This window comes from Microcoleus sp. MOSTC5 (genome assembly GCF_036701825.1).
Taxonomy (GTDB): domain Bacteria; phylum Cyanobacteriota; class Cyanobacteriia; order Cyanobacteriales; family Microcoleaceae; genus Microcoleus; species Microcoleus asticus.
The window spans coordinates 51,363-75,334 of record NZ_JAUBRK010000040.1 but is presented as its reverse complement, the minus strand read 5'-3'; the positions used below and the strand labels follow the sequence as shown (position 1 = coordinate 75,334).

Sequence of the window (23,972 nt, the reverse complement as noted above, 5' to 3'; positions counted from 1 at the left end):
TGCCTATCTTTTTTTACCACAAATTGGCTCAATCCTTACTAAATATGGGTTTGGGGCGGGTCGTCACCCCCCCAGGGTAGTTTCTAGATTTGCCCAATTTTTTGACCCGGCGGCTGCCCTTCTATTCACAGTAAAATTCTCATCCAAGGCAGAAATGTTAGCAACGAAACGGCAATTAATATTAAGTAAATTACTACCTTTTTATCCAACCTTAAACCTTGAGTTTCTACTAAATAAATATCGTGTCCTAACGCAACTAACAGGCTAAATAAATGAGTGTAAAATCACGAATATTTGCTACAGCGTAAATGCTCCACCTCAGCTTAGTTTCCAGCCGCATTGCTCGCAGCAGAGACGCACAAGAAAGCAAAATCAGCGTCGGCAACAAACTGTAGGGACGGGCTTCTTGAGCGTAAAGCACGTGCAAGGGAGAAACTGCTACCAATCCCACGGCTATCCACACCATTTCCGGCGGTGCAAACAATTCTCGGCACAGCCAGTACAGGCTAGAAAACGCTAACAAACTTATCCAAACTGAAAAACTTCTCGTCGCTGCAGGAGAATCACCGAATAGTTTTGCCCAACACTTGACTGTCAGAAAATACAGTGGAGGCAGTTGAGGTTCTTCAATTGCCAAACTTTGAACAGTATTGCCAAAATTTTTTGTCGGATTGGGGCGCTGATATTTCATCAAATCTTGGGCCGCTACTAACTGACCGCTGCTTATTTCATGAAGCACTTCTGTTTGCGTGTATCCCGAAATCTGCATAGAAGTAAATGCTTCATCGTACCAATAATAGTTTTTGTCGATGTTGATGAATCGAAAGAACACTCCTAATAGCAATAATACAACTAATAAAAGCCGGAGTCTACTTTTCATTTCAGTTATATATGGTGTCTATAAATCTAATAGTATAGATGGTGCGCATCAAGGTAACATAGTATAGAATTTTCGAGTGTACGGTCAAATCTACAGGTTGTTCGATCGCCCTCCCATAACTTGTGGCATTTACTTGTGCTGTTAGCAAATTAGAACCGTCTTGGATGCGATACTTTCTCTCATAAACCGAGTTTTTCAACTTCGAGCGATCGCCTAAAACTAAGTATTTGCTTTCCTCAAACCTGGTTGAGGGGTCATGAACGCCAGAAAAATCAATGGATACTTTGGCAGTGGCATAAATCACAGAGGAAAGGTGCTTTGAGAACCAGAAGCCGTGCCAAAAAAAACTGATTGTGAAACGCCAGACAGCGAGGCCGCAAAATTTTAATTTCACCTAATAGACATTCAGTTGGCTGCCACTGCCAGACCCCAAAAAAATTGTTTTAAAGTAGCAGGAAATTAAACCCGCCGACGGGCGGTATCAAAAAGGGCGATCGCCCTGGCAAGTCCCGACTGCTGGGGGCATCAGAAAATTAAAATTAGTCAAGTCTGAAATTGGGGGAGGAAGAGGTAAATTTACCAGCCTCGATCCCTGAGTTCCTGACTCCTGGCGAGAAATAGCCTCTTCCGGGCCGCGAGGTTTAAAGTTAGGTTAAAAAGCTTGACATAAGAGGATCGAAAGCTGTATAAGGGATGCGACAAGCATCCACTATCCTACCTATAACTGTCTGTTAAGTCTGGCGTAACTGAGGACTCTGGGCAGTTGTCAGTTTGAGACAGATTGTGGTCGCTCCCGTACAAGCAGTTGTCGATCGCCAGCAGAGCAACTCAAACAAATCTGGCGATCGATAGATGAAATTAGCAGGTGATGGTATAATCAACCGTAAGGTAATGTGGGCTTGACCTGAATTGATGCCTGGGCGGTACAAGGGCCCAGCCCCCTACGTTCAAGCAGAAGTAGACACGCCTACTGTGAATCAACTGTGAATCAACAGTTATGGATAGGTTCTATTTTTTTGGCAGTTATTGTCAACAGGCAAGCAACCACAAAAATTAGCAGTTGGGAATTGCTGCTCGTCGAGTTGAATAGAGTGTGTTGAATAGAGTGTGAAGGTGTGAGGAAAATGAACAGAACTTTTTGGAATTTACTGCTAGTATCCCCGGCAATTCTGGGTCTATCATCAGTCGTCAGTGCCGCTGCGATCGCCGCAGAAGCTCCAGCAACCGCTGAAGCCAACCAGCTAGCTACAGCTCAGTCATCTGAGTCAAAAATTGCAGAAATAGTTACAGAAATAGTTGCAGAACCAGTTGCAGCAGCCCCTGCGACCCCAGAAAAGCTAGCTTTAAACAGCAGCGCAGAGGCAGCTCAAACCCCGGTCGCCAACTCCGCAGACGCTGAAAAACTGGCCAAAATTGAACCAGACACCAGCGCAGCAGCACTGCAAACAACAGGGAGCGACATCGCTCCAGCAGCCCCAATCGCTCCCGCCAGCACAGCAGCAGCGACTGAACCACTGGCAGCAGCAGACACAGCCGAACCGTCGCCCCAAGCATCAGACTTGGCAGTGGAAAGCAGCCAGACAGAAGTTGCTGGGAAAATTGAAGTGCCAGCAGTCGCCAGCACCCCAGCTACTATTGAAGTGCCAGCAGTCGCCAGCACCCCAGCTACTACCCCAGCTACTAAGGTAGAAATTGCTCAGACAGCACCGACAGGAATGGGCGGCCCGATCGTCCCTGTTGCTCCCCAAGCACAGCCGACTCAACAGTCGGGAACCATGTCTCAAGTGACATCTGTCTCTCAGCTATCGGACGTGCGGCCGACTGATTGGGCATTCCAAGCCCTGCAATCCCTAGTCGAACGCTACAGTTGTATCGTAGGCTATCCCGACGGCACCTACCGCGGCAACCGCGCCCTGACTCGCTACGAATTTGCAGCCGGCGTCAACGCTTGCTTAGACAACATATCCAAGCTAATTGGACCAACAGGTAACTTGGTCACCAGAGACGACTTAGCCATTCTGCAACGCCTGCAAGAAGAATTTGCAGCCGAACTCGCTACCCTGCGCGGACGGGTAGACGGCCTAGAAGCTCGCACCGCAGAACTCGAAGCCAACCAGTTCTCCACCACCACCAAATTGGCTGGAGAAGCCATTTTTATCGCCAGCGACACCTTCGGAGATGGTGTCGGCCTTAACGACGACAAAACTGTCACCAACCTCGGCTACCGGGTGCGGTTGAACTTCAACACCAGCTTCACCGGTCGAGACTTGCTCAGAACCCGCTTGCAAGCTAGAAACGTCCCCAACTACGGTACAGCCACTACCACCGGTACGAACATGGGTCGTCTCGCCATCGACGGCGAGGACGGCAACCAATTCTCCCTCGATCAATTGTGGTATCGCTTTCCAGCGGGCAACGCTACAGTCTGGTTCGGCCCGAGAGGACTGAGGCTTGATGACGTTGCTGAGCTGACTTCTCCCTTGGAAGCTAGTGGCACCGGTGCTCTCTCCAGGTTTGGACGTTACAACCCAGCAGTGTTCCGCGGCCCCGAAGGAGCTGGTGCTGCTATCAAATACAACTTAGGCCCCGTGAGAGCTACAGTAGCCTATCTTGGTTCCGACGTCGACGCTCCCAATCCAGCCGAGGGCAGGGGCATTTTCGCCGGTTCTTTCAGCGCTTTGGGCCAGCTCAACTTATCTCTGGGCCGAGTCTTTGACGTTGGTGTTAGCTACAACCGGAAATACAATCGAGCCGGCGATGTTGGCATCATGGGCGGCACCGGCAGTTCTTTGGCTAACCGGCCCTTCGGTCAATCACCCACCGCATCAGATAACTTTGGGGTGCAGGTTAACTTCAAACCGAGCCAGCGCTTTCAGCTTGGCGGTTGGTACGGTTACAGCAAGGCTGAACAACTGCGGGGCGGCGACAATGACGCGACGATCCAAAATGGTGCTATCACTTTGGCCCTGGCAGATTTTGGCCGCCAAGGCAACCTCCTCGGCTTCGTCTTCGGTGTACCGCCAAAAGTTACTGAGAGTGATGTCGCCAGAGACCGCAACACCTCTTATCACTTAGAGGGTTTCTATCGCTTCCAAGTCAATGACTTTATCTCAGTGACACCGGGCGTTTACGTGATTATGAATCCCGAACACAACAAAAACAACGACGATATCTGGGTGGGAGTCCTGCGTACTACCTTTAGTTTCTAAGGTTTCCAGACATCTAGTTAAAGCTAAAAGCGGCAGGCGACTGCCGCTTTTAGTTATTGGTCATCAGTCGATCGATTTTAGATTTTAGATTTTAGATTTTAGATTTTAGATTGTTAACAGTTATCAGTCAACAGTCATCAGTCATCAGTCAACAGTCAACAGTTCACAAATTATGAATTTTGGCGACAAATCCCGAATACCGAGGTGTAGCCGTGCAGAAATGTGCTGCCGCCGACGGGACCGATTTCGCCGTTGCAGAAAAAGCCGCTCAAGGGGATGTTTTTGAGGTATCGGCTGAAGAGTCGGGAGTCAAAGTTCGACTGGCCGTAAAGCCCTTCACCGCGCCCCAGACAAGAGAACATCAAGGCGCCGGCACTAGATGTACCGCTGTACTCGGCGGCCCGCTGATAGCGATCGAGCAGCATTTCTAAGTCTTCTGCAGAGGTGCGCGCGTCCCGCAGGTGAAATTGGATGCGCTGTCCGGGACGGACTCGATCGCCGATCGCAATTGCTCCCACTTTCGGATCTACTCCCAACAGATTGCGGATTAAAAAATCTCCAGGCTCTAATGTCAGCTTAAATTCATCGCTGACTAAGCCTACAAATAACGAGTGCTGCGCTAATTCTCGGTCTTCTTCGCTCAAAGTTTGAACTAACTCTCGCAGGGCCTCTAAGGGCGATCGCTCGATGCCCCCGCTGCCGCTATCGTCGGTTTGTTCTTCGAGTTTCAGCAAAATATTCCGCTCTCCTTCCGTCACCCGATAAGGATGCCCGATCGGCCTGCAGCCTTGAGCTACGATCGTTTCCAAAACTATATTGCCGCTCAAAGCTACCCCAACCGTTCCTTCTCGGTAAAGCTCATAGTCGCAAAACAGCGCCGCGCCCCTGCCCGCACCGTCCCCGCCGGCGAGCCCCCCTACCTTCGCCGCACCCGGATAGGCATAATCTAGCCCTTGCAGCAAATCGTTAATTTTTGCGGAAAAGGGGTCTGCAAAGATGATGAACTGCGGTTCTTCCTGGGCCGGCACGCCCAAGAGATCCACCCAAGTATCCGGGGGACTGTCTAAGTCCGGCAGTTCTTCTGCACCGACGTGAAAAGTTCTGACATTCACTCCCGGCAAGCGCGCCAGACTCAGGCTGACTGCCGGAGAGCCCTCGACTTCTTCGGTGAGGCCGCCCCGGTTCGTGCCGATGACTCCTCCCCCGCCGCAGCCCAGGATCGCCGGCACTGGCAGCAGTTCTCGGAGTAAAGGCATCAGCCGAGAATACTCGCTGGCAAAGGCAGACGAGATAAATATCAGCGCTAAATCGGCCCGGCCTTCGAGGTCGCGATCGGTTTGTTCTACAACTTCTTTGAGGGCTGATTCCAAAGACGGACGGGTTGATAAAGCGCTGACCCATTGCATTTGGTTTTCGGTGTACATCTGGCAAACTTCTCTATAAAACTATCTCTATACATTAGGCTAACCGGAACTGACCGCTGGGGGGACGGTATTCTTGGGCGATCGATTCCCCCTCGATCGCCGTTGTTGTGTTAACATAAGTTAACATGAGAGTCCGATTAATCTTTTAAGTGTTAAATGCCGTGTTCAGCTAAATCTTAAAAGATAAAGCTCAATACAGTTTGACACATCAACCTCGTGTAATGTTTTCATCAAAAGTAAGGTCGGCTTGATCTACATTGATGCCTGTCAACTAGAACCCGCCTACGGGCTAGAGTAAAGCAGGAAGTAGAGACGGCTGCTGCGATCGCAGTTATGGATGGTTTCTATCTGGGCTGCTGCAACAGCAGCGCATCTCAAGCTATTATTAGCTGGGGTCGCCAGACCGAAACTGCAAATCCAACCCAAACTAACATCCAAAAAGAAAACCTTTCTTACTTGATAAGGTCAACGACCCAGGTCTAAAGACACGCTAGCTTCTAGCCTAAGACTTAAACCACAGTTGACCAGCCTAAGACTTTAGAGGTCTACGTTTTTTGAGTTGTGACACCAAGCGGATGCGATCGCTAATCTCTTGCTCTGTCGTTAACGGTGAAACATCTTTATTTGGGTTAAGGATGTGCGGTTAGCCGAACAAGCTCACTAAGCATTGACCAAGCTAAAATTACCTAGAAATAGGTCGGGGACAACCATATTCTCCTACACTTTCATACCAACAAGTTTTATGACAACAACACCCGCAGGCAACATCCAAGAAAAAATTGAAGAAGAACTAGAAAGCGCTCGTAGCGTCTGTGACGTCAAGGGCGCCACTTCCGGGGAATGCGCGGCGGCGTGGGACGCAGTTGAAGAACTGCAAGCAGAAGCTTCCCACCAAAAGCAAGTCAAACCTAAGAATTCTTTTGAAAAATATTGCGACGACAATCCTGACGCTGCTGAGTGCCGCATCTACGACGAATAAACGAGCCATTTAGCTCAATGCCTTCCCTCCCGCGCCGAAATCTAACTTTTGGCGCGGGAGAATTTTATTTGAGGGGTTGAGCCTTTAGGTAATGGCGAGATTTGCCCTCTATCCCCATAGGGTTCAAATCCGCCAGCTTCCCCCTAGCCCCCGAACCAAGGGAGACAAGAATTTGCTCTTGCGCGCGCCTTGGTTCGGGGGATGGGAATGGGAAATCCGAGGAATAAACAGTTTGAACCCAAGCTTATGACCCTCTATCGTGTCTCAAGTACCTTTCAAAGCGCGCCAAGTACCTTAGAAAAGGTAGCAGCAACAGGAACATTAAGACCGTGTTCAGGTTGCTGATTTTTTAGCATTTTTGTAGTAAAATTTGTGACAAATAAGTGAGTATATTTTCCCAAAGATGTTGAGTCTTTTATTGGCAGCCACCGGGCCTTGGTTTCAACCGCTAGTCTGGATGGATTACCGGTTGTCTGTGTTATTAACAATTTCGATCCCGCTGGTAGTGCTGATTTGGGCTGTTTTGGCAAAAGCTGAGGCGATCGTCCGTTTGTCGATTATTTATTGGCGGGTGGCGAGTTTGCTGGCAATTACACTTTACCTGATGATGGCTGCAATGCCTGTGAGCTTTGTGTCGTCGGTGATTGGGAGGGCTTTGATTCCTGCTAGTCTGTGGTTTTGGGAGGATTTAAACGAAGAAATTGCCGATCGACCGCAGTCGTCCCTGAAACTGGCTTTTACAGCTTGGCGGTGGGCGATTACTGTTTATAGCGGTTTGGGCGCTCTAGCTCAACTTCCCTTTTTAAGCTGTGCCTTTAAATCTCAAATTCAGATAATTGACGAACCTTTTTGCCGCGTTTGGTTAGATCCACCTTGGCTGTACAAACAAATGTTTCACGCTACGGCAAACCCTCAATTTTTGGGATTGTTGGGTCTGATAGGTTTAGGAATCTATGTAATTTACTTGTCATACTTTGTGCTAATTAGACTAGGAAAACAGGGGAGATCGGCTACGGGAAATTAATTTGATTTTAAGTTAGTATTTGCATCCTAAATTGCAGCTAAAGTATTCAATATAAAGCTCAAAAATCCCTACTCAAAAAAGCCGGGGCGCATCTACGAGAGAATCAAACTAACAGGGTGGTGGCTGACGTAACCCCGCCCAAAAACGGATACTTGCAAACGACTCCTGTCGTAGAGATATAAAAATTTTAGACTCAGGTACAAACTCCCAAATTCATCTGTGGAGTAAATCTAAAATCTAAAATCTAAACTCTAAAATCGACTGACAGCAATGTTATTGGGAAAGACTGTGATGGATAGCGAACAAGCCTACTTACAGTGCTTAGAAAAGCTGATTTGGGCGCTCGATCGCCTAGAAGCAAAAGTCGAACCAAGTGAACTCGCTCGGATTGCCGAACTGATTGTTCAGCCGATGATGGGGCCATGGCGGTTTTTTCACACTCCCGAACATATTTTTGATGTGGGGGGAGATGAAGACGCGATCGAGGTTTTGGCAGCTTTATTTCACGATACCGTCTACGTGCAAGTCGATCGCAGCATTAACTTTAACGTCAGCTACTACATCACTCCTGTTGCAAAAGAGGTTAACAAACAGCTACAAATTCGGGAGAAATCTGAACTTTCTGCGGATGCTATCTTCGAGATGGTAATGCTGGTATTCAATTTTAAACCGGGCGAAGTTCTCAATCCTTTCACCGGACAAAACGAATTTCTCAGCGCTGTGGTAGCAGCAAAAGCTCTAGAACCATTCCTCAAACGCGAGCAATTGCTTCAAATTGCAGGCTGCATTGAAGCAACAATTCCGTTTCGGGCCGCCGAGTCCGGAGTAACGGTAAGCCAGCGCCTTTATGACCGCTTGCAAGCAACAAATAGCCTGTTTAACCTCAGTTTGACTGACGAGCAAATGCGGGAAACGGTCAAAAAAGCTGTGCGAATTTCTAACCGGGACGTGATTAGTTTTGCTCACCATAGTTCAGCCCATTTCTTGGCAAATACCTGGAATTTACTGCCGGAAACCAATCACAATCTCATCTGCTGCGGTTTTTACACGGTTCGCGACTACCGAGTTGCTTTGCTGAAGATGGAAGGTTTTCTGAGTTATCTGAAGCCAGAGATAATTTTCCGTCAGTTTGATGGATATCCAGACGATCGCACCTATGAGCGCTGGGAAACTACTGCTAAGTACAATCTCGAAATTGCGAAGCTTTATTTGGGGTGCAAACTGGCTGCTCTCGCCCTGCTAGAAGCTCTTTCTTCGGGTTTGGGGATCGATGTTTCTCTGGCGATGATGATGGGAGGAATTCCGGAGCAATCTGCTAACTGCGTGCGCCTAGAAAGCTTTTTTCCAGAAATAGAGAAACCTTACGAACTTAAAAGTAATTTAGAAGCAGAAGTATTGAATTTATTAGAAAATGGGCGGGCTAAAAGCACTTCTAATACAGATTTGGAGAACTCGCCACTGACAACGTTTGTTGTGAAAATTGTTGGCTTTGACGAAATGCGCTATCAGTGCGATCGAGCTAAGGAATTTTTTAAAAACAATCTAAACGCCGACGACTTTATTTCCGACTTTAACCCGATAGTTACAGAAATTGTTATTGATTCAATTCTGAAATTGTTTGACAGCCGAAAATCTACTATCTACCGATACTACGATATCACTTCTAAGTTAAAGTCCCAACCCCCTACCACTTTTCCCGATCGCCCTTTTGGCTCAAATAGTTAACTAGCTTTAAATACAGTATTTTTGCCTCCTCTACAGAAAAAATTGTTACTCAGCTTTTACAAGCGTCGATAGAGTATACCGTGACAAGATTGATTGACTCTCCAACCTACGTCAATCCGCCTATCCATCCCGGCACTAACAGCCGTACAGGTATGGTGTGGGGCTTCCAGCAAAAATGCTAAAAATTGATAAAAAATGGAAATTGGCTGCTGTTTGCCTTTGACAATTACTTTCAACAAAACGGATTTGATAGCGGGCTGTCACTCATCTGAGCTACCCCAGATAAGTTTCACTATAAAAAGCGACTGTTAAAGCACTTCGCCTCACAGCTACAACTGGGGAATAGCAAGTTCAAACAACTTGCAAACCACTAATCCCCAATCAAACCATGCAAACCACAAATTCAATTTACGCTCAATTACCTATTTGCTCTTCACTGCCAACACTCCAACGAAATAATAGCCCCGCTGCCAATAAAAACGTGCGCTATCTCCAACAATCCTTAGTTAAAAACGGATATCCAGTAGCAATTGATGGATTCTTCGGCGCCAAAACTGAACAAGCAGTCATCAAGTTTCAAAAGCAAAATAAGATTGCTGTTGATGGCATTGTCGGCCCTCAAACTTGGAATCTATTAGGCGCTTGTGATGCAGGTGAACCCGGATGTTAAATCCAAGTTAACTAATCCTAGGCGCACGGGTAACAAGAAACTGGGTTTTTTCACAGCAATACTTCCTTTACGCTCCCAGAAACGCTAAAAAACCTGGTGGTTCAGCGAAGCCGAAACCCCGTTTCTGCCAGTCAAGAGTGTATCCAGGACTATTAACATCATTTCCGCACTTCTCTGCTTTCAAACAACTTGCCAACAACCAATGGAGACTCAAACCATGCAAACCACAAACGCAATTCGCATTGAATTACCTTCCTGCCGTTATTTTTCCCTACTCAAACGCAACGATGCGGTAACTCAAAATGAAGACGTTCGCTACCTCCAGCGGCTTTTGAACGCCAGCGGATTTCCTGTAAATACTGATGGAGGATTCGGCGCGAAAACCCAACAAGCAGTCATCAATTTTCAAAAGCAACAACAGATTCTTGCTGATGGCATTGTCGGTTCCAAAACTTGGAATAAATTCGGCGTTTGTACAACTATATTTTAAAGTTTGTGCAACCATCTTTTAAAGAGAGTAGGGCGTGCAGTGCGCGCCCTATTTCTCTGTCGAAGTTTCCACCCCAGACCACCCATCCGGCGCTCCGTACATCCGATACTTGCGAGAGCGTTTGAAATACAGCATTGCTACCCGATCGTCAGGATTGATTTGTAAAATATTCTGAAATACTTTTTGGGCGGAAACAAATTTTTGCTCGTAGTAAAAATTGAGAGCTTCTTGAAAAATCTCCGCAGTTTGCTGCTTGAGTACAATGCTCTGCTCTGTTTCTGTATCGTAAATTTCAAACACCGACACAGCATTTGTTTTTCCTTTCACCGTTACTCGATCGACAAATCTGTACTTATATTTTTCTGGCTCGTCCAGGCGATCGATAATTGCACCGCTAACTAGAATTCCCGAGCCGTAAACCTTAGTCAATCCTTCCAAACGAGAGGCGAGATTCACCGCATCAGCAATCACGGTACTTTCCATTCGTTCTCGCTCACCAATTGTACCCAACATCAAATTGCCCGCGTGCAAACCGACGCCGATCGCGATCGGACACCAACCATCTTTTTCTCGCTGCTGGTTGTAAATATTCACTTCTTTTTGCATATCAATTGCTGCTCGCACACCATCAGATGGAGATGTAGGAAACAGTGCCATGACTGCATCCCCAATGTATTTGTCAATAAACCCGTTATTTTTCCTAATTGCAGGGCTAACCCTTCCCAAGTAAGTGTTAATAAATGCAAAATTTTCAGGCGGTGTCATATTTTCGGAAAGCGCCGTAAACGAGCGAATATCCGCAAACAGCACTGTCATATCTCTTTCCTGATTGTCGCCTAATTTTACTTCAATAATACTCGGCTTTTCCAGCAAGCTTAGAAAATCGTGCGGCACAAACCTGCCGTAGGCTGCATTCAGTTTAGCAAGGCGAATTTGGGTGTTAATTCTCGCCAACAATTCTTTTTTGATAAAAGGTTTAGTTACATAATCATTTGCTTCTAAGTTAAAAGCTTCTACCAAGTCGGTAGTTAGATTTTTGGCCGTCAGCATCAGAATCGGCATTTCTAAAGGCGAGTATTTTTTGCGGACTTCTCGACACACTTCATAACCAGTCATCTGCGGCATCATTACATCCAGTAAAATTAAGTCGGGCTTAAATCCTGATTGAATCAGATTTAAAGCTTCTAAGCCGTTGCTCGCTTGAGTGATATCGTAGTTTTCTACAGAAAGACTGTTGATGATGACATGAATATTAATCGGCTCATCATCAACTACCAAAATTTTTAATCTTTCACTTTCTAGCAAGTCGCTATTGTCTGATAGTTGAGAATTTATTATAGATGATTCGCGGACTAATTCAGGAGTGATTAAATGCCGATATCCCTCGGTTAAATGCGGCTGTCTGCTGATAAATTCCGGCTGAGTTTCAGATACGGGCAAAGTAAAGGTGAATTGGGAACCTACGCCTACAGTTGAAGATACCCAAATTTTACCTCCGTGCAATTCCACTAATTGCTTAGCAACCGCTAAACCTAAACCCGTACCGCCGAATTCTCTAGCAGTGGAACCGTCAGCTTGTTCAAAGGATTCAAAAATTCGCTCTAATTTATCTTCGGGGATGCCAACGCCGGTATCGGATACAGTAATTGATAATTGGGAATTAGGCGGTGATTGTTCGTTGCCCGTTACCAATGCTGCTGAAATTTCAACGGTACCGCTTTCGGTAAATTTAATCGCATTGCCGATTAAGTTGTAAAGTATTTGCTCTAAGCGATTCTCGTCGGCTGCTATTGGCGGCAATTCAGGAGCGACTGAGTTAATCAACTGCAAGTTTTTTTTGCCTACTAATGGCTGAGATAAGGTGAGGATTACAGAGACTATTTCTCGGATACCAACGGACTTAATTTGGAGCTCTATAGTTTTGTGTTTGAGCTGAGAAAAGTCCAGAATATCGTTAATTAAAGAAGACAATCTTTTTCCAGACGATGAAATCAAAACTAAGTTAAAAATTGTTGATTCTGGTAGTTGTCCGGTAGCACCGTCTATTAAAGATTCTGCAATCCCAATAATGCCGTTGAGGGGAGTGCGGAGTTCGTGAGAAGTATTGGCTAAGAATTCGTCTTTTAGTTGGTCGAGTCGCTGCAATTCGGTATTTTTAGTTTCTAAGGCAGTAAAAGATTCTTGCAGTTGTGCTGCCATGCTGTTAAAAGCAGCGGCAAGTACACCCAACTCATCGGAGCGATCGAGCTTGACAGTTTGGTCAAATTGTCCTTCAGATAAAGCTATTGCTGCATTTTTTAATTTTATAAGAGGTTTGATAATCCAGCGAGAAGTGAGAATTCCTAACACACTTGCCATGCCCAAAGCTGCCAGACATAGTAACACTGTAGTTCGGTTGCCCGCATGAATTTGTTCCATAAAGTCGGCTTCGGGAACGACAACGACAATCAACAAATCTAAACCCTTGTCGTCTTGGAAGGGCAGGACTTTTAAAAATTGCTGCTTCCCGTTTATCTCAAAACTGAGTTGCTGCGATTTGGTAATTTGCTGCAAGTTTTGAAAGTGACTTTCTAAATATTTAGCTGTAGTTTGCGTTACTGTATCGCTGCTTTCTGTCACTTTAAACAGTTCTTTTTTACCGTTTTGGGTGCGGAAAGGTTTTTCGGGTGTGGAAGTTGCCAGCAGCGTGCCGTTTCTTTCGATAATAAAAGTTTGACCTGATTTGCCTATTTTGAGGCTGGTTAAAAATTGACCGATACTGTCGAGACGCAAAGCAGCAATTAATACTCCTTCTAGCTGTTTCTGGCTGTTGTAAACTGGTTGCAGCGCGCTGAGAATCAATGTGGGTTCTAGGAAGGATATATAAACTGAACTCCAAGTTGGTTTGATTGCTAGAGCCGCATAGGCGTAGGAAGGGTGCTGCCGGATGTCGAAGTTTTTAACGGAGGCGGCTACTGTAGTGCGATCGCCCGTATCATTAGTATTGTAAGAATAAAAACCAAATTTTGTAGACGGGCCCGATGCGTTAATCAATAAAGTGCCATTAGACATCTTTTCGCCAGTGCGATATTCTCCATCTTGATTAGCGATCGATGTAAAATTGATATAAGGATATAATTGCACTTGCCGCCACAGATATTTTTCCCAAGCTGACAAGTCTTTCATGTTCACAAAACCCAGTTTCACCGCATCCAGCTTGCTTTGATTGATTTGGTGCGGAGTTTGCAGATAAGTTCTCAAATTTTGCTCGATGCGATTGCTTACCTCCCCCATCAACTGATCCGCAAGGTCATTTACCGCTCTTTGAGAGTTCCTAAATGATAAGTATCCCACAATACCGACCGCTGCAAATACTTGCAAGACAAAGGGAACTATGAGTACAGTTTGCAGCGTCGCTTTTCCTGAAAGTTTTGCCACTAAGTGCTTGAGAGAAAGAGTGGACATAACATTAATTTTGAGTTATAAAGATACAGTTATATCAATTCCGGTGCAACCGGAATGATTGTTTGCTTTTGACTGTTGACTGTTGACTGTAGAAGGAGGGGTCGAAAAACTGAATGGTTGAGTGTTAAATGTTGACCAGATTTTATTATTCCGATGCAACCGGAAACGATATTAATACTCGGAGCGACGATTTACCGCTGGTAAGTATTCTAAACCATTTTGTAATTAAACAAAACTTACGGAAGGAAAATCTGATATCGTTTCTATAATCCTCCATTTTATACCAATTATTAAAAGTCAAAGCGAACCGTAGGGACACGGGAATGCCCTGTCCTACTCCCCGCGCCGGACACGGCCTTGCCGTATCCCTACTTTTCATCCAAAGCTTCTATCCCCGACCATCCTTCTGCCACTCCATACATTCGATTCTTCAGAGAGCGCTGACAGTAAATTGCTGCTAACTTATCTTGAGGATTTGTTTCGCAAATATTCTTGAATATTTTTTGCCTTTTACTAAATTTTAGCTATAAATAAAACTCCAGACCCATTTGAAATTCAGTAGCAGTTTTCTGTTTTAATTCAATGTTTTGTTCTGTGTCTGCATCATAAATTTCAAACACCGACACGGCAGATTTTTTGCCTTTTACTGTGACTCGATCGACAAATCGGCACATATATTTTTCTCGATCGCCCAAACGCTCTAAAATGGAGTCACTAACTAGAATTCCCGCCCCGTAAACAGTTATTTATTAGCTTTGAGTTACAACTTACCAGAGCTGATCTCCAGCAAAAAACTACCATAAATAGCAAGCAGCGTATATCCCAAGCAAAACGCTGTTTAATCCAAATTTTACGGAACAACGATAATTAAAACCTAGTCTTTCTATGGCTCATCAAATATCGGACAAGTAGGTTTTCCCTGATTCAAATAGTTTATTTTTTTATAGCAATTATATTATGTACGCTTACTTCCTGCTATAAAAAACGGTTGAATTAAGAATAAAATCTTGGCTCGCTGTTCCTGAAATCAGCCGCAAAATTAAGCTATATTATAGCAGATTTCAGGAAAGTGAGATTTGCTATGGCTGACTCTATTGCTCGCCGCTTGGAACAATACACGGTAAAACGATCGCACGAAGTTTTAATCGTCAAGGCCGAAATTGACGGCGAATTCGATGAAATTGCTATTTTTAAAGGCTTTTCTAGCTCTTTGACGCGATCGACCGCTTTCGATCCTGAGGTTCCTGTTTTGCCGGAGGAAGCAAAAATTGTCAGTGTCGATCGGCTGGAGAGCCCCTACAATCCAAATAACCCCCGCTATCTTCAGCAGGGGTTATCTTGGGAAACAATGCAATCTCTCTTGTCTGAGGCGGGAGTTTAGCAAAACAGTAGGGATACAACGCGAAGAAAACAGCAGGGACACAACATTGTTGTGTCCCTACAAAAGCCAGCCGTGTTCCTACCCTTAGAGCTAGAGCGTGCCGCCGGCAGCTTGGAAACGAGCTCTCGCGCGTTTGATAGCTTGCTTGGCTTGAATTTGCTCTTGCAAAGTGCCGCTAGTAGCCTTTTCCAAACGAGCTTCTGCTTCGGTGTAAGCAGTACGAGCAGCTTCTTTATCAATGGTTTCGCCTTTTTCAGCGCCGTTGACAAGAATAGTAACTTTGTTTTCTTGGATTTCTGCAAAGCCGCCCATCAGAGCAATAGACACCCATTCCTTGCCGGGACGGACGCGCATCACTCCGGTATCCAAAGCTGTCAACATTGGAGCGTGACCGCTTAAAATACCCAATTGGCCTGTGGTGCTCGGCAGAATTACTTCTTCAGCATTAGAATCCCAAACAGTTTTGTCTGGGGCAACTACGCGCACAGTTAATGTCATAAATTGTCAGTTGTCAGTTGTCAGTTGTCAGTTGTCAGTTATCAGTTGTCAGTTGTCAGTTGTCAGTTGTCAGTTGTCAGTTATCAGTTGCCAGTTGTTACCAATAACCCATAACTAATAACAAATAACTAATAACTACTGACTAATGACTACTGACTACTGACTAATGACTAAAATTACTTGGCGTCAGCTTTCATTTTTTCAGCTTTGGCGATCGCCTCGTTGATATCGCCCACCAAATAGAAAGCTTGTTCCGGTAATTCGTCAAGTTCGCCAGCCAAAATCATCTGGAAGCCCTTAATGGTGTCTGCCAGCTTGACGTATTTGCCGGGGGAACCGGTGAACACTTCGGCCACAAAGAACGGTTGAGACAAGAAACGTTCAATTTTGCGAGCGCGAGAAACGGTCAAGCGGTCATCTTCCGACAGCTCGTCCAAGCCCAAAATTGCAATAATGTCTTGCAATTCCTTATAGCGTTGCAGAGTAGACTGCACCTGACGAGCAACACCATAGTGCTCTTCGCCGACAACGCTAACTTGCAACATCGTAGACGTAGAATCCAGCGGGTCAACAGCCGGATAAATACCCTTGGAAGCCAAACCGCGAGACAACACAGTTGTAGCGTCCAAGTGAGCAAAAGTCGTAGCCGGTGCGGGGTCAGTCAAGTCATCCGCAGGTACGTACACAGCTTGAACCGAAGTAATCGAACCTTCGGTAGTCGAAGTAATCCGTTCTTGCAAGTCGCCCATATCCGTACCGAGAGTCGGCTGATATCCCACAGCCGAAGGCATCCGACCCAACAGAGCCGATACCTCAGAACCCGCTTGCACGAACCGGAAGATATTGTCAATGAACAGCAGCACGTCTTGCTTGCTGACATCGCGGAAGTATTCGGCCATCGCCAGAGCCGACAGGCCCACGCGCATCCGAGCACCAGGCGGCTCGTTCATTTGACCGTAAACCAAGGCAATTTTTGACTTGCTGCGGTCTTCTTCGTTAATAACCCCCGACTCGATCATTTCTTTGTAGAGGTCATTACCTTCGCGGGTGCGCTCGCCCACACCACCGAACACGGACACGCCGCCGTGAGCCTTGGCGATGTTGTTCACGAGTTCCATCATAATCACGGTTTTGCCGACACCTGCGCCGCCGAACAAACCGATTTTGCCGCCGCGGCGGTAGGGTGCCAGGAGGTCGATCACCTTGATCCCCGTTTCAAACACCGAAGGCTTGGTTTCCAGTTCGGTGAAAGCCGGAGGGTTGCGGTGGATGGGCATACTTTCGGAAGTGTTGACCGGGCCGAGGTTGTCTACGGGTTCGCCGATGACGTTAAAAATCCGGCCGAGAGTTGGGATTCCGACAGGAACTTGGATCGATTCCCCGGTATCTACTACTTCCATCCCGCGCACCAAGCCGTCGGTGGTACTCATGGAAACTGCACGCACTTGGGTGTCTCCGAGCAGTTGCTGAACTTCGCAGGTAACGGAAACGTCTTGACCTGCTTCGTTTTTGCCGGAAATTGTGAGAGCGTTATAGATTTGGGGCAGTTTGCCGCCTGGGAATTTTACGTCTACAACCGGCCCAATGATTTGGGTGATGTAGCCTACGTTCGTTTTTGTTGCGGTGGATACCATGAATAGTGCCTTTGTTAGGATGCTATTTTTCCGATATTGGAAAAACTCTTAACATTTAGAAATGCTATTCCTCAGAGTACCACTGAACAGACGCACTATTTAGATTTGAATGGGGCTGATTAAGAGTCATTTTTCTGGTTGCTGCCCTCGCTTGTTTTTCCTGCGAGCTGCAGCCAAAGCCCCGATCCCCAGCACAGTCCCGAACACTGTGACTGGTTCGGGGGCTAACTCCGCCGACACGCTGAAGTCTTGGAAATCAGCGTCGTTTCCTTTTTTGGCATCGTCGAAGGAGATTTTTCTGCGCTGAGCCTGTTGGGTCATTGTTTCGGGGGCTAACTCAGTCAACACGGTGAAGTCTTGGAAATCAGCGTCGTTTCCTCCGGCATCGTCGAAGGAGATTTTTATGCCCTGAGCCAGTTGCGCCATTGTGAGCGATGAATATTGCCCAGGGCCATTACCGCCGTTGATGTTGGTAAATGAGTCGGTGGAGTTGTAGTCGAGATTAAAGTCGCCCAATACGGCTTGCTGACAGCCCGCCACCAGACAGTCATTTCTCTGGAACTGGCTGGTGGCGGCCCACCAGTTGGGGCTGTTCATGAAGGTGCTCGACGAGACGTACTGCTCGAATGGTTGGCCCGTGCCGCTGTCGCTCCACAGCAGCAGGGCATAAATTTGATCCTGCAAAAATGTGAAGGTTTGAGTGCTGGAGCCGTTGTCGGAGGTGACTGCGTTGCCGAAGGTTCCCTGCCAGTCATTGGCGCCGCCGTTATCTGAGGGTTGAGTCTCGTAAAACAGTCTGGCGATGTTGCTGTAGCCAGTGTTTCCTGAGTCAGCTTGGGCTACCCACAAGCTCGACTGGTAACCGCCGTGAGATTGGTCGAAGGTAAAGTTTATATTGGTATCTCGATCGAACTGGATGCCGCTTGTGCCAAACATGAAAGCTCGGACGGGCGTGCAGATGCTGAGCAAGATTGTGGTTGCCAAGCTGGCGACTGTAAAAGATGTTTTTTTGACTAGCGTTAAGGTAGTCATAACCCTGATTCCTCCAGTATTGTTAGATAGTAAAACGGGAAATCCCATGTTGCCGTGATGCGAATAGACGATCGCGAGCCTGCGATATTTAGGACGATCGTCAAACCTACAGAAGAGACTCCACACCAGTGAATCATACCGACCAGTATCACTTAAATGTGTTTAGGAATAAATGAGTGCTTCTTCTAAGAGTTTTCACTGACACCAGATTGCCATAGTTTAATCTGTAACAGCAAGATTTTCATCCTGCCCCGACTTCCAACCTACTACATTTACTTCGTTCCGGTAACCGTCTAAAGTAGAGTGCAAGACGTGCCTATATTGGCTTTCATCAAAAATACATAAAAATTTTACTCCTGCTTTGTAAAGTTTTGGTAAAGATCGTCTAAAACTTATAAAGTTTCTGAGAGGAATTCGGCTGTTCGGTCTTATGCTCCTCAAAGCGGGCTGCAAGCTGCTCGCTTTGAGGAGCATAACATTGCAGCGGGCGCAAGTAGAGATTTGAGCGAGTTTTTTGCCACTGGAAGCAAGCGGGAGAACAGGCGATCGATACTTACGTAATTTTGACTAATATTCCCAGTTTTTTAAACCCCTAACCCTCGCGTTCCGCCTCAGATTTCGCCAAAATTACCGGACGCATAAACCCGGTTTCTTAAGGTAATTGCTTCATGGAAGCAGTGAAAGTGGAAACAAGAAACCAAGTTTCATTGCTCGCCCCGCGCCTGAATACATTACGTACACAGCATTACCGTGTCGCAACCCGATATCTGTACTTCACGTAACTGAAAACCCCTAAGTAGGTGGTTACAAATAAACATTACATGGGGAGGGCGGGTGACAACCTTTCTTTACTCGCTGGTATCTCGCGAGCCTCACGCTTTCCCCCCTAAAAGATACTATAATTTTTTGCCTTTACCTACTTATCAACTCATACATTTACTTCAGATTTACCTCCAAATTATTCAGTAATAAAAAACAGAGCTATTCTATTGACATGAGGAGTTTGTAGAAGTAAAAATAGGATAGATAAATACGATCGCACTTTAAGCACAATTTTTAAACACAATGACAGCCAACAGACTACATTTGCTCGGATGGTTATTCATTGTTGGCTGGCTGAGTGCAGCGGCCGGTTCGGCAAACGCGCAACCCATTACCCCCGCACCAGACGGCACTAACACAGTTGTTACTCCTAGCGGCAACCGCTACGACATTTCCGGGGGGTCCTTCAGCGGAGATCGGGCTAATCTTTTTCACAGTTTTACTCAGTTTAGCCTCAACGAAGGTCAAACGGCTAACTTTCTGACAAATCCCAGTATTCAAAATATTTTGGGGCGGATTACTGGGGGTAATCCTTCTTTAATAAATGGCTTAATTCAAGTTACGGGCGGCAATTCCAATTTATTTTTGATGAATCCTGCCGGCATGATTTTCGGGCCGAATGCCAGTCTGAACGTGCCTGGATCTTTTAATGCTACTACGGCGACAGGGATTGGTTTTGGGAACAATCAGTGGTTTAGTGCGATCGGCAATAACAATTGGGCAAGTTTCATCGGGACGCCGAACAGTTTTGCGTTTACAACTTTGCAAGGGGGAAGCATTGTTAATGCAGGCAATTTGACGGTGACACCAGGTCAAAGTCTAACTTTGGTCGGAGGTACGGTTGTCAATAGTGGTCAGCTAAGTGCGCCTAGCGGCAATATTCTCATCAGCGCCGTACCGGGTAACAATTTGGTGCGTATCACTCAAGCTGGAAATTTATTGAGTTTGGATATTCAGCCGACAGCAACTCAAAGCTCGCTGCCGAACAATTGGACGCAGCCAGTGTTATCTTTGCCGGAGTTGCTGACTGGAAAAGGTGTGGCACAGGCAACGGGTTTGACGGTAAATCCCAATGGCGAAGTTGTGTTGACGGGGAATGTTGCTGTGCCGATAACTGCGGGAACGGCGATCGCATCCGGCACTCTCAACGTCTCTGGCAACACTGGCGGTACTGTAAATATTTTAGGCGACAAAGTAGGAGTTATTGCGGGCAAGATCGATGCTTCTGGGATTAACGGCGGCGGTAATGTACTGATTGGCGGAGATTATCAGGGTTTGGGTACGGTGCCCAATGCTTTGCGGACTTTTGTTAGCAGCGACTCGACAATTAATGCTGATGCTGTTAGTAATGGGAATGGCGGGCGAGTTATAGTTTGGGCTGATGAAACTACTCGTTTTAACGGCAATATTACGGCCAGAGGTGGCTTGTTTTCTGGGAATGGCGGCTTTGTGGAAGTGTCGGGAAAGCAATCGCTGGATTTTCAAGGATTGGTGGATTTGCGATCGACCTTTGGGATTGCTGGCACTTTATTATTAGATCCTACTGATATCACTATTAGCACCGGCGCGGATACTGCAGGCGACAGTTTTTCAGCAGGGGGAGTATTTACGCCCTCGGGTGCTACTTCTACAATCAATAACGGGACGCTGCAAACGCAACTGGGTTTAAGCAATGTCACTATTTCCACTGCATCGGGTTTTGCCAGTTTAGGCGACATTACAGTAAGTGCTCCCGTTGCTTGGAATAATAGTAATTCCCTGACGCTGCAAGCGAATAATAATATTATTGTTAATCAACCTATTGCTAATCAGGGCAATGGTGCGATCGCGTTAAATGCTAGTAATGCAATATCAGTCAATGCCAACCTTACTGCTAACGGCGGCAGTATTACCCTCACCAGTACCAAAGATATCAACACCTCTTTGGGAAAAATTAATTCCCAATCCACTTCAGGAGGAAATGGAGGAGCGATCGCCCTTTCAACGGCTGGTGGTAACATTAATACTGGCGACTTTCTTTCCAATTCTAATGCAGCAGGTACGGGAGGGGACATCACCCTTTCTGTTACTGCGGGAACAGGTGCGATCGACACGACTGCTGGAGTTGTGGAGGCCTCTTCATCATTAGGAACTGGGGGCGCGATCGCACTTTCGACTGCTGGTGGTAAGATTACTACTGGTTTTATGAATTCCGATGGTCAAGGTCCAGGAGGAAAAATCACCCTCTCTGTCACCGGAGGAACAGGCGCGATCGACACGACTGCTGGAACTCTCTATTCCACTTCCCAATCAGGAAATGGGGGTGAGATCGCACTTTCGACTGCTGGTGGTAACATTACTACTGGTGTTGTGGGTTCCCTTTCCTCTGGTGCAGGTACGGCAGGAAAGATCACCTTCTCTGTCACCGGAGGAACAGGCGCGATTGACACCTCTAATGGCTTTCTGAATTCCTCTTCTCAGTCAGGAAATGGGGGGGCGATCGCACTTTCCACTGCTAGTGGTAACATTACTGCCGATCTAAATTCCGCTTCTCAGTCAGGAAATGGAGGCGCGATCGCCGTCTCAACTACTGGTGGTAGCATTAGTGCTAGTCTAAATTCCGCTTCATCAGGCGCAGGTACGGGAGGGAATATCACCCTCTCTACTGGAGGAATAGGCGCGATTGACACCACTGGCAAATTATTAGATTCCTCTTCTCAGTCAGGAAATGGAGGAGCAATTTCCCTAACGGCTCCAGGTGGCATTATAACAGGTGGGATTAATTCCAGTACAAATTCAACTGCTAGCAGCAGTACAGCAGGAACAATTACTTTTAATCCGAGTACGAGCAATATTACCCTCGGTGGTAATATTAATGCCTCTGCTCAAACTGGAAGTGGTAACAGTATCAGTTTCCCAACAAAAGTCATCCTCACTCAATCCATTACAAACATCACAACTTCAGGAACCGCGAAAAGTGGATATATTACCTTTGGCGGGACTGTTGATGGCACTATTTACGGCAACAATCAATTAAACATTACTACTGGCACTGTAAATTTTAATGGGCCTGTAGGTGGCACTAATCCCTTGGCTGCACTTGCAGTAGATGCAAATGCCAATATTACCAGCACAGGCGCTATAAGTATCACCACAACTGGCGATATTTCCACGGGCGATATTACGAATTCCGGACGTGCGATCGCCCTTACCAGCAACAATGGCAATATTGATACGAGTGCAGGGGCAATTGATACCACATCCAGTACCGGAAATGGTGGGCAAATTACACTAAATGCCAACAATATTAATGCTAGTAATCTTAACTCTAGTTCCACTGCTGGCAATGGCGGAAACATCACACTAACCGGCAAAACAGGCAACATTTTTGCATACTCAGGAGTAATTAATTCTAGTTCTAGTTCCGGTGCCGGTGGAGATATCGCGATCGCAACTCCCAATCAAGTTGGGATAAATAGCATTGATGGTAATGGATTGCCCGGTACAGGAAATATTAGCATTAGCGGCAATGAGATTGGCTTTTCGGGAGCAGGTTCCGCGCAGGGTAAAGGCACTTTTTCAATTGTGCCGTTTTCGCCGAATGTAGGAATCCGCTTCCAGGCTGGACTTGGTGACGATCCACAGGCGATCGATGTAGGAGCACCGTTTTTATCCTCATTGCGTAATGGCTTTAGTGCCATTGTTTTCGGAGGGAACACTACTACAGGCAATATCACTGTAGAGAATTTGCCAGTATCTTTTCCAGATCCTGTGAGTTTCAATACTCAAGGCACTATTTTTGTCAATCCGAATCAATCGATTTCGGGAACTGATAATGCTTCAATTACTCTCAATGCTACAACTAATAACTTAAATGGCAATATTACCACCCAATCTCAAGATATCACAATTAACGGCAATACCTTAGTTGGAGATAGTGTCTTAGTCAGCAATGGCAATTCAGCAGGTGGCAATATTCTGTTTAACAATAACATTGATGGCAGCGGCAATCTCACTTTAGAAACAGGTACAGTAAACTTTTCAGTTAAATCGGCAATAGGCAACACCACACCATTAGGAAATATCACCGTCAATAGTGCTGGTACAGCTACATTTAATGCTGTCACGGCTACCAGTTTCACCACCAATGCTGGCGGCAAAACTGAACTAAATGGCAATGTCACTACCACCGGCAGTCAAACTTATGGAGATGCTGTCACAATTACCAAGAATCCGATTCTCACAGGTAGCGACGTTACTTTCAATAATACTGTGGACGGCACCAGCGATTTGACTGCGAACGCAGCGAGCGGTAATGTTACATTTAATGGTGCAGTTGGCAATACCACAGCATTAGGAAATATTACCGCTAACTCTACAGGCACAACTGCATTTAATCAAACAGTCAATGCCGCAAGTTTGACGACAGATGCTGGCGGCACAACTACACTCAATGGCGATGTCAAGACAATCGGCAGTCAAACCTACGGAGATGCTGTGACAATTGCCAAAAATCCGACTCTCACAGGCAACGGCATTACTTTCAACAATACTGTTAACTCCAATAACATCGGCAGCGATTTGACTGTGGATGGGACTACTGGTGATGTTACATTCAATGGTGCAGTTGGGAGTTCAAAGGCGATCGGCAATTTAACAGCTAACTCTACAGGAACAACTGCATTTAATCAAACAGTTAATGCAGCAAGTTTGACGACAGATGCTGGCGGCACAACTACACTCAATGGCGATGTCAAGACAATCGGCAGTCAAACCTACGG

The 23,972-nt window shown here is 46.3% G+C and carries 20 protein-coding genes; 9 read left to right on the top strand and 11 right to left on the bottom strand.

Annotated elements, in window-relative coordinates; all coding sequences use genetic code 11:
* Positions 1 to 268 (top strand): hypothetical protein (locus tag QUA54_RS21690; RefSeq protein WP_333416249.1); only part of this gene is annotated, 268 nt, incomplete at its 5' end.
* Here QUA54_RS21690 and QUA54_RS21685 read toward each other — a convergent pair.
* The 3 genes from QUA54_RS21685 to QUA54_RS21675 all read right to left on the bottom strand — a co-directional run bounded on the left by QUA54_RS21685 (position 257) and on the right by QUA54_RS21675 (position 1,809).
* Positions 257 to 880, bottom strand: coding sequence for a glycosyltransferase family 39 protein (locus tag QUA54_RS21685; RefSeq protein WP_333416248.1), 624 nt, complete (start codon positions 878 to 880; stop codon positions 257 to 259). The genes QUA54_RS21690 and QUA54_RS21685 overlap by 12 nt on opposite strands.
* 1 nt (position 881) lies before the next feature.
* Positions 882 to 1,184: a hypothetical protein gene (locus QUA54_RS21680; protein WP_333416247.1), complete on the bottom strand. Its 303-nt coding sequence runs from the start codon at positions 1,182 to 1,184 to the stop codon at positions 882 to 884.
* Positions 1,185 to 1,611: 427 nt separating this feature from the next.
* Entirely contained in the window at positions 1,612 to 1,809 is a 198-nt protein-coding gene (locus tag QUA54_RS21675) for a hypothetical protein (protein WP_333416246.1), read from the bottom strand.
* A gap of 195 nt (positions 1,810 to 2,004) precedes the next feature.
* On the opposite strand from QUA54_RS21675, the gene QUA54_RS21670 reads away from it, so the two are divergent.
* Positions 2,005 to 4,089: an iron uptake porin gene (locus QUA54_RS21670; RefSeq protein WP_333416245.1), complete on the top strand. Its 2,085-nt coding sequence runs from the start codon at positions 2,005 to 2,007 to the stop codon at positions 4,087 to 4,089.
* A 170-nt stretch (positions 4,090 to 4,259) separates the two neighbouring features.
* Here QUA54_RS21670 and QUA54_RS21665 read toward each other — a convergent pair whose 3' ends face one another.
* The gene (locus QUA54_RS21665; protein ID WP_172188238.1) at positions 4,260 to 5,513 is read right to left on the bottom strand and encodes an FIST signal transduction protein; all 1,254 of its coding nucleotides are present in this window, start codon (positions 5,511 to 5,513) and stop codon (positions 4,260 to 4,262) included.
* Between the two features lie 282 nt (positions 5,514 to 5,795).
* Positions 5,796 to 5,951, bottom strand: coding sequence for a hypothetical protein (locus tag QUA54_RS21660; RefSeq protein ID WP_333198031.1), 156 nt, complete (start codon positions 5,949 to 5,951; stop codon positions 5,796 to 5,798).
* 304 nt (positions 5,952 to 6,255) lie between these two features.
* On the opposite strand from QUA54_RS21660, the gene QUA54_RS21655 reads away from it, so the two are divergent.
* The 3 genes from QUA54_RS21655 (at position 6,256) to QUA54_RS21645 (ending at position 9,241) form a co-directional block, all read left to right on the top strand.
* Positions 6,256 to 6,492, top strand: a complete 237-nt coding sequence (locus QUA54_RS21655; RefSeq protein ID WP_333416244.1) for a Calvin cycle protein CP12 — start codon at positions 6,256 to 6,258, stop codon at positions 6,490 to 6,492.
* A gap of 403 nt (positions 6,493 to 6,895) precedes the next feature.
* Positions 6,896 to 7,516 (top strand): DUF3177 family protein, encoded by a 621-nt coding sequence (locus QUA54_RS21650; RefSeq protein WP_172188242.1) that lies wholly within the window; start codon positions 6,896 to 6,898, stop codon positions 7,514 to 7,516.
* A gap of 270 nt (positions 7,517 to 7,786) precedes the next feature.
* The gene (locus QUA54_RS21645; protein WP_333416243.1) at positions 7,787 to 9,241 is read left to right on the top strand and encodes a hypothetical protein; all 1,455 of its coding nucleotides are present in this window, start codon (positions 7,787 to 7,789) and stop codon (positions 9,239 to 9,241) included.
* Positions 9,242 to 9,297: 56 nt separating this feature from the next.
* Here QUA54_RS21645 and QUA54_RS21640 read toward each other — a convergent pair whose 3' ends face one another.
* Positions 9,298 to 9,480, bottom strand: a complete 183-nt coding sequence (locus tag QUA54_RS21640; RefSeq protein ID WP_333416242.1) for a hypothetical protein — start codon at positions 9,478 to 9,480, stop codon at positions 9,298 to 9,300.
* A 149-nt stretch (positions 9,481 to 9,629) separates the two neighbouring features.
* On the opposite strand from QUA54_RS21640, the gene QUA54_RS21635 reads away from it, so the two are divergent.
* Positions 9,630 to 9,911 carry a peptidoglycan-binding domain-containing protein gene (locus QUA54_RS21635; RefSeq protein WP_333416241.1) on the top strand — a complete coding sequence of 94 codons (282 nt, stop codon included), beginning with the start codon at positions 9,630 to 9,632 and terminating at the stop codon, positions 9,909 to 9,911.
* A 217-nt stretch (positions 9,912 to 10,128) separates the two neighbouring features.
* On the top strand, positions 10,129 to 10,401 hold the full coding sequence (locus QUA54_RS21630) for a peptidoglycan-binding domain-containing protein (RefSeq protein ID WP_333416240.1): 273 nt from the start codon (positions 10,129 to 10,131) through the stop codon (positions 10,399 to 10,401).
* Between the two features lie 48 nt (positions 10,402 to 10,449).
* On the opposite strand, the gene QUA54_RS21625 is transcribed toward QUA54_RS21630, so the two are convergent.
* Complete coding sequence (locus tag QUA54_RS21625; RefSeq protein ID WP_333416239.1) at positions 10,450 to 13,845, bottom strand: ATP-binding protein; 3,396 nt, start codon at positions 13,843 to 13,845, stop codon at positions 10,450 to 10,452.
* 524 nt (positions 13,846 to 14,369) lie between these two features.
* Complete coding sequence (locus tag QUA54_RS21620) at positions 14,370 to 14,519, bottom strand: hypothetical protein (RefSeq protein ID WP_333416238.1); 150 nt, start codon at positions 14,517 to 14,519, stop codon at positions 14,370 to 14,372.
* A 407-nt stretch (positions 14,520 to 14,926) separates the two neighbouring features.
* Here QUA54_RS21620 and QUA54_RS21615 point away from each other — a divergent pair, with 407 nt between their 5' ends.
* On the top strand, positions 14,927 to 15,226 hold the full coding sequence (locus QUA54_RS21615; RefSeq protein ID WP_333416237.1) for a DUF7734 family protein: 300 nt from the start codon (positions 14,927 to 14,929) through the stop codon (positions 15,224 to 15,226).
* A gap of 90 nt (positions 15,227 to 15,316) precedes the next feature.
* Here the strand turns inward: QUA54_RS21615 and atpC are convergent, their stop codons facing one another.
* From atpC to QUA54_RS21600, 3 genes are all read right to left on the bottom strand, one after another.
* Positions 15,317 to 15,724 carry an ATP synthase F1 subunit epsilon gene (gene atpC / locus QUA54_RS21610; protein ID WP_006635885.1) on the bottom strand — a complete coding sequence of 136 codons (408 nt, stop codon included), beginning with the start codon at positions 15,722 to 15,724 and terminating at the stop codon, positions 15,317 to 15,319.
* A gap of 176 nt (positions 15,725 to 15,900) precedes the next feature.
* Positions 15,901 to 17,358 (bottom strand): F0F1 ATP synthase subunit beta, encoded by a 1,458-nt coding sequence (gene atpD / locus QUA54_RS21605; RefSeq protein ID WP_333190990.1) that lies wholly within the window; start codon positions 17,356 to 17,358, stop codon positions 15,901 to 15,903.
* Between the two features lie 126 nt (positions 17,359 to 17,484).
* Complete coding sequence (locus QUA54_RS21600) at positions 17,485 to 18,390, bottom strand: PEP-CTERM sorting domain-containing protein (protein ID WP_333416236.1); 906 nt, start codon at positions 18,388 to 18,390, stop codon at positions 17,485 to 17,487.
* A gap of 1,065 nt (positions 18,391 to 19,455) precedes the next feature.
* Here QUA54_RS21600 and QUA54_RS21595 point away from each other — a divergent pair.
* The coding region (locus QUA54_RS21595) for a two-partner secretion domain-containing protein (protein ID WP_333416235.1) at positions 19,456 to 23,972 on the top strand (4,517 nt) is incomplete at its 3' end.

Excerpts from the sequence above, each read along its gene's own strand:
- QUA54_RS21685 (WP_333416248.1), bottom strand. The coding sequence starts at position 880 with ATGAAAAGTAGACTCCGGCTTTTATTAGTTGTATTATTGCTATTAGGA.
- QUA54_RS21670 (WP_333416245.1), top strand. The coding sequence starts at position 2,005 with ATGAACAGAACTTTTTGGAATTTACTGCTAGTATCCCCGGCAATTCTG.
- QUA54_RS21665 (WP_172188238.1), bottom strand. The coding sequence starts at position 5,513 with ATGTACACCGAAAACCAAATGCAATGGGTCAGCGCTTTATCAACCCGT.
- QUA54_RS21655 (WP_333416244.1), top strand. The coding sequence starts at position 6,256 with ATGACAACAACACCCGCAGGCAACATCCAAGAAAAAATTGAAGAAGAA.
- QUA54_RS21650 (WP_172188242.1), top strand. The coding sequence starts at position 6,896 with ATGTTGAGTCTTTTATTGGCAGCCACCGGGCCTTGGTTTCAACCGCTA.
- QUA54_RS21645 (WP_333416243.1), top strand. The coding sequence starts at position 7,787 with ATGTTATTGGGAAAGACTGTGATGGATAGCGAACAAGCCTACTTACAG.
- QUA54_RS21635 (WP_333416241.1), top strand. The coding sequence starts at position 9,630 with ATGCAAACCACAAATTCAATTTACGCTCAATTACCTATTTGCTCTTCA.
- QUA54_RS21630 (WP_333416240.1), top strand. The coding sequence starts at position 10,129 with ATGCAAACCACAAACGCAATTCGCATTGAATTACCTTCCTGCCGTTAT.
- QUA54_RS21625 (WP_333416239.1), bottom strand. The coding sequence starts at position 13,845 with ATGTCCACTCTTTCTCTCAAGCACTTAGTGGCAAAACTTTCAGGAAAA.
- QUA54_RS21620 (WP_333416238.1), bottom strand. The coding sequence starts at position 14,519 with ATGTGCCGATTTGTCGATCGAGTCACAGTAAAAGGCAAAAAATCTGCC.
- QUA54_RS21615 (WP_333416237.1), top strand. The coding sequence starts at position 14,927 with ATGGCTGACTCTATTGCTCGCCGCTTGGAACAATACACGGTAAAACGA.
- atpC (WP_006635885.1), bottom strand. The coding sequence starts at position 15,724 with ATGACATTAACTGTGCGCGTAGTTGCCCCAGACAAAACTGTTTGGGAT.
- atpD (WP_333190990.1), bottom strand. The coding sequence starts at position 17,358 with ATGGTATCCACCGCAACAAAAACGAACGTAGGCTACATCACCCAAATC.
- QUA54_RS21600 (WP_333416236.1), bottom strand. The coding sequence starts at position 18,390 with ATGACTACCTTAACGCTAGTCAAAAAAACATCTTTTACAGTCGCCAGC.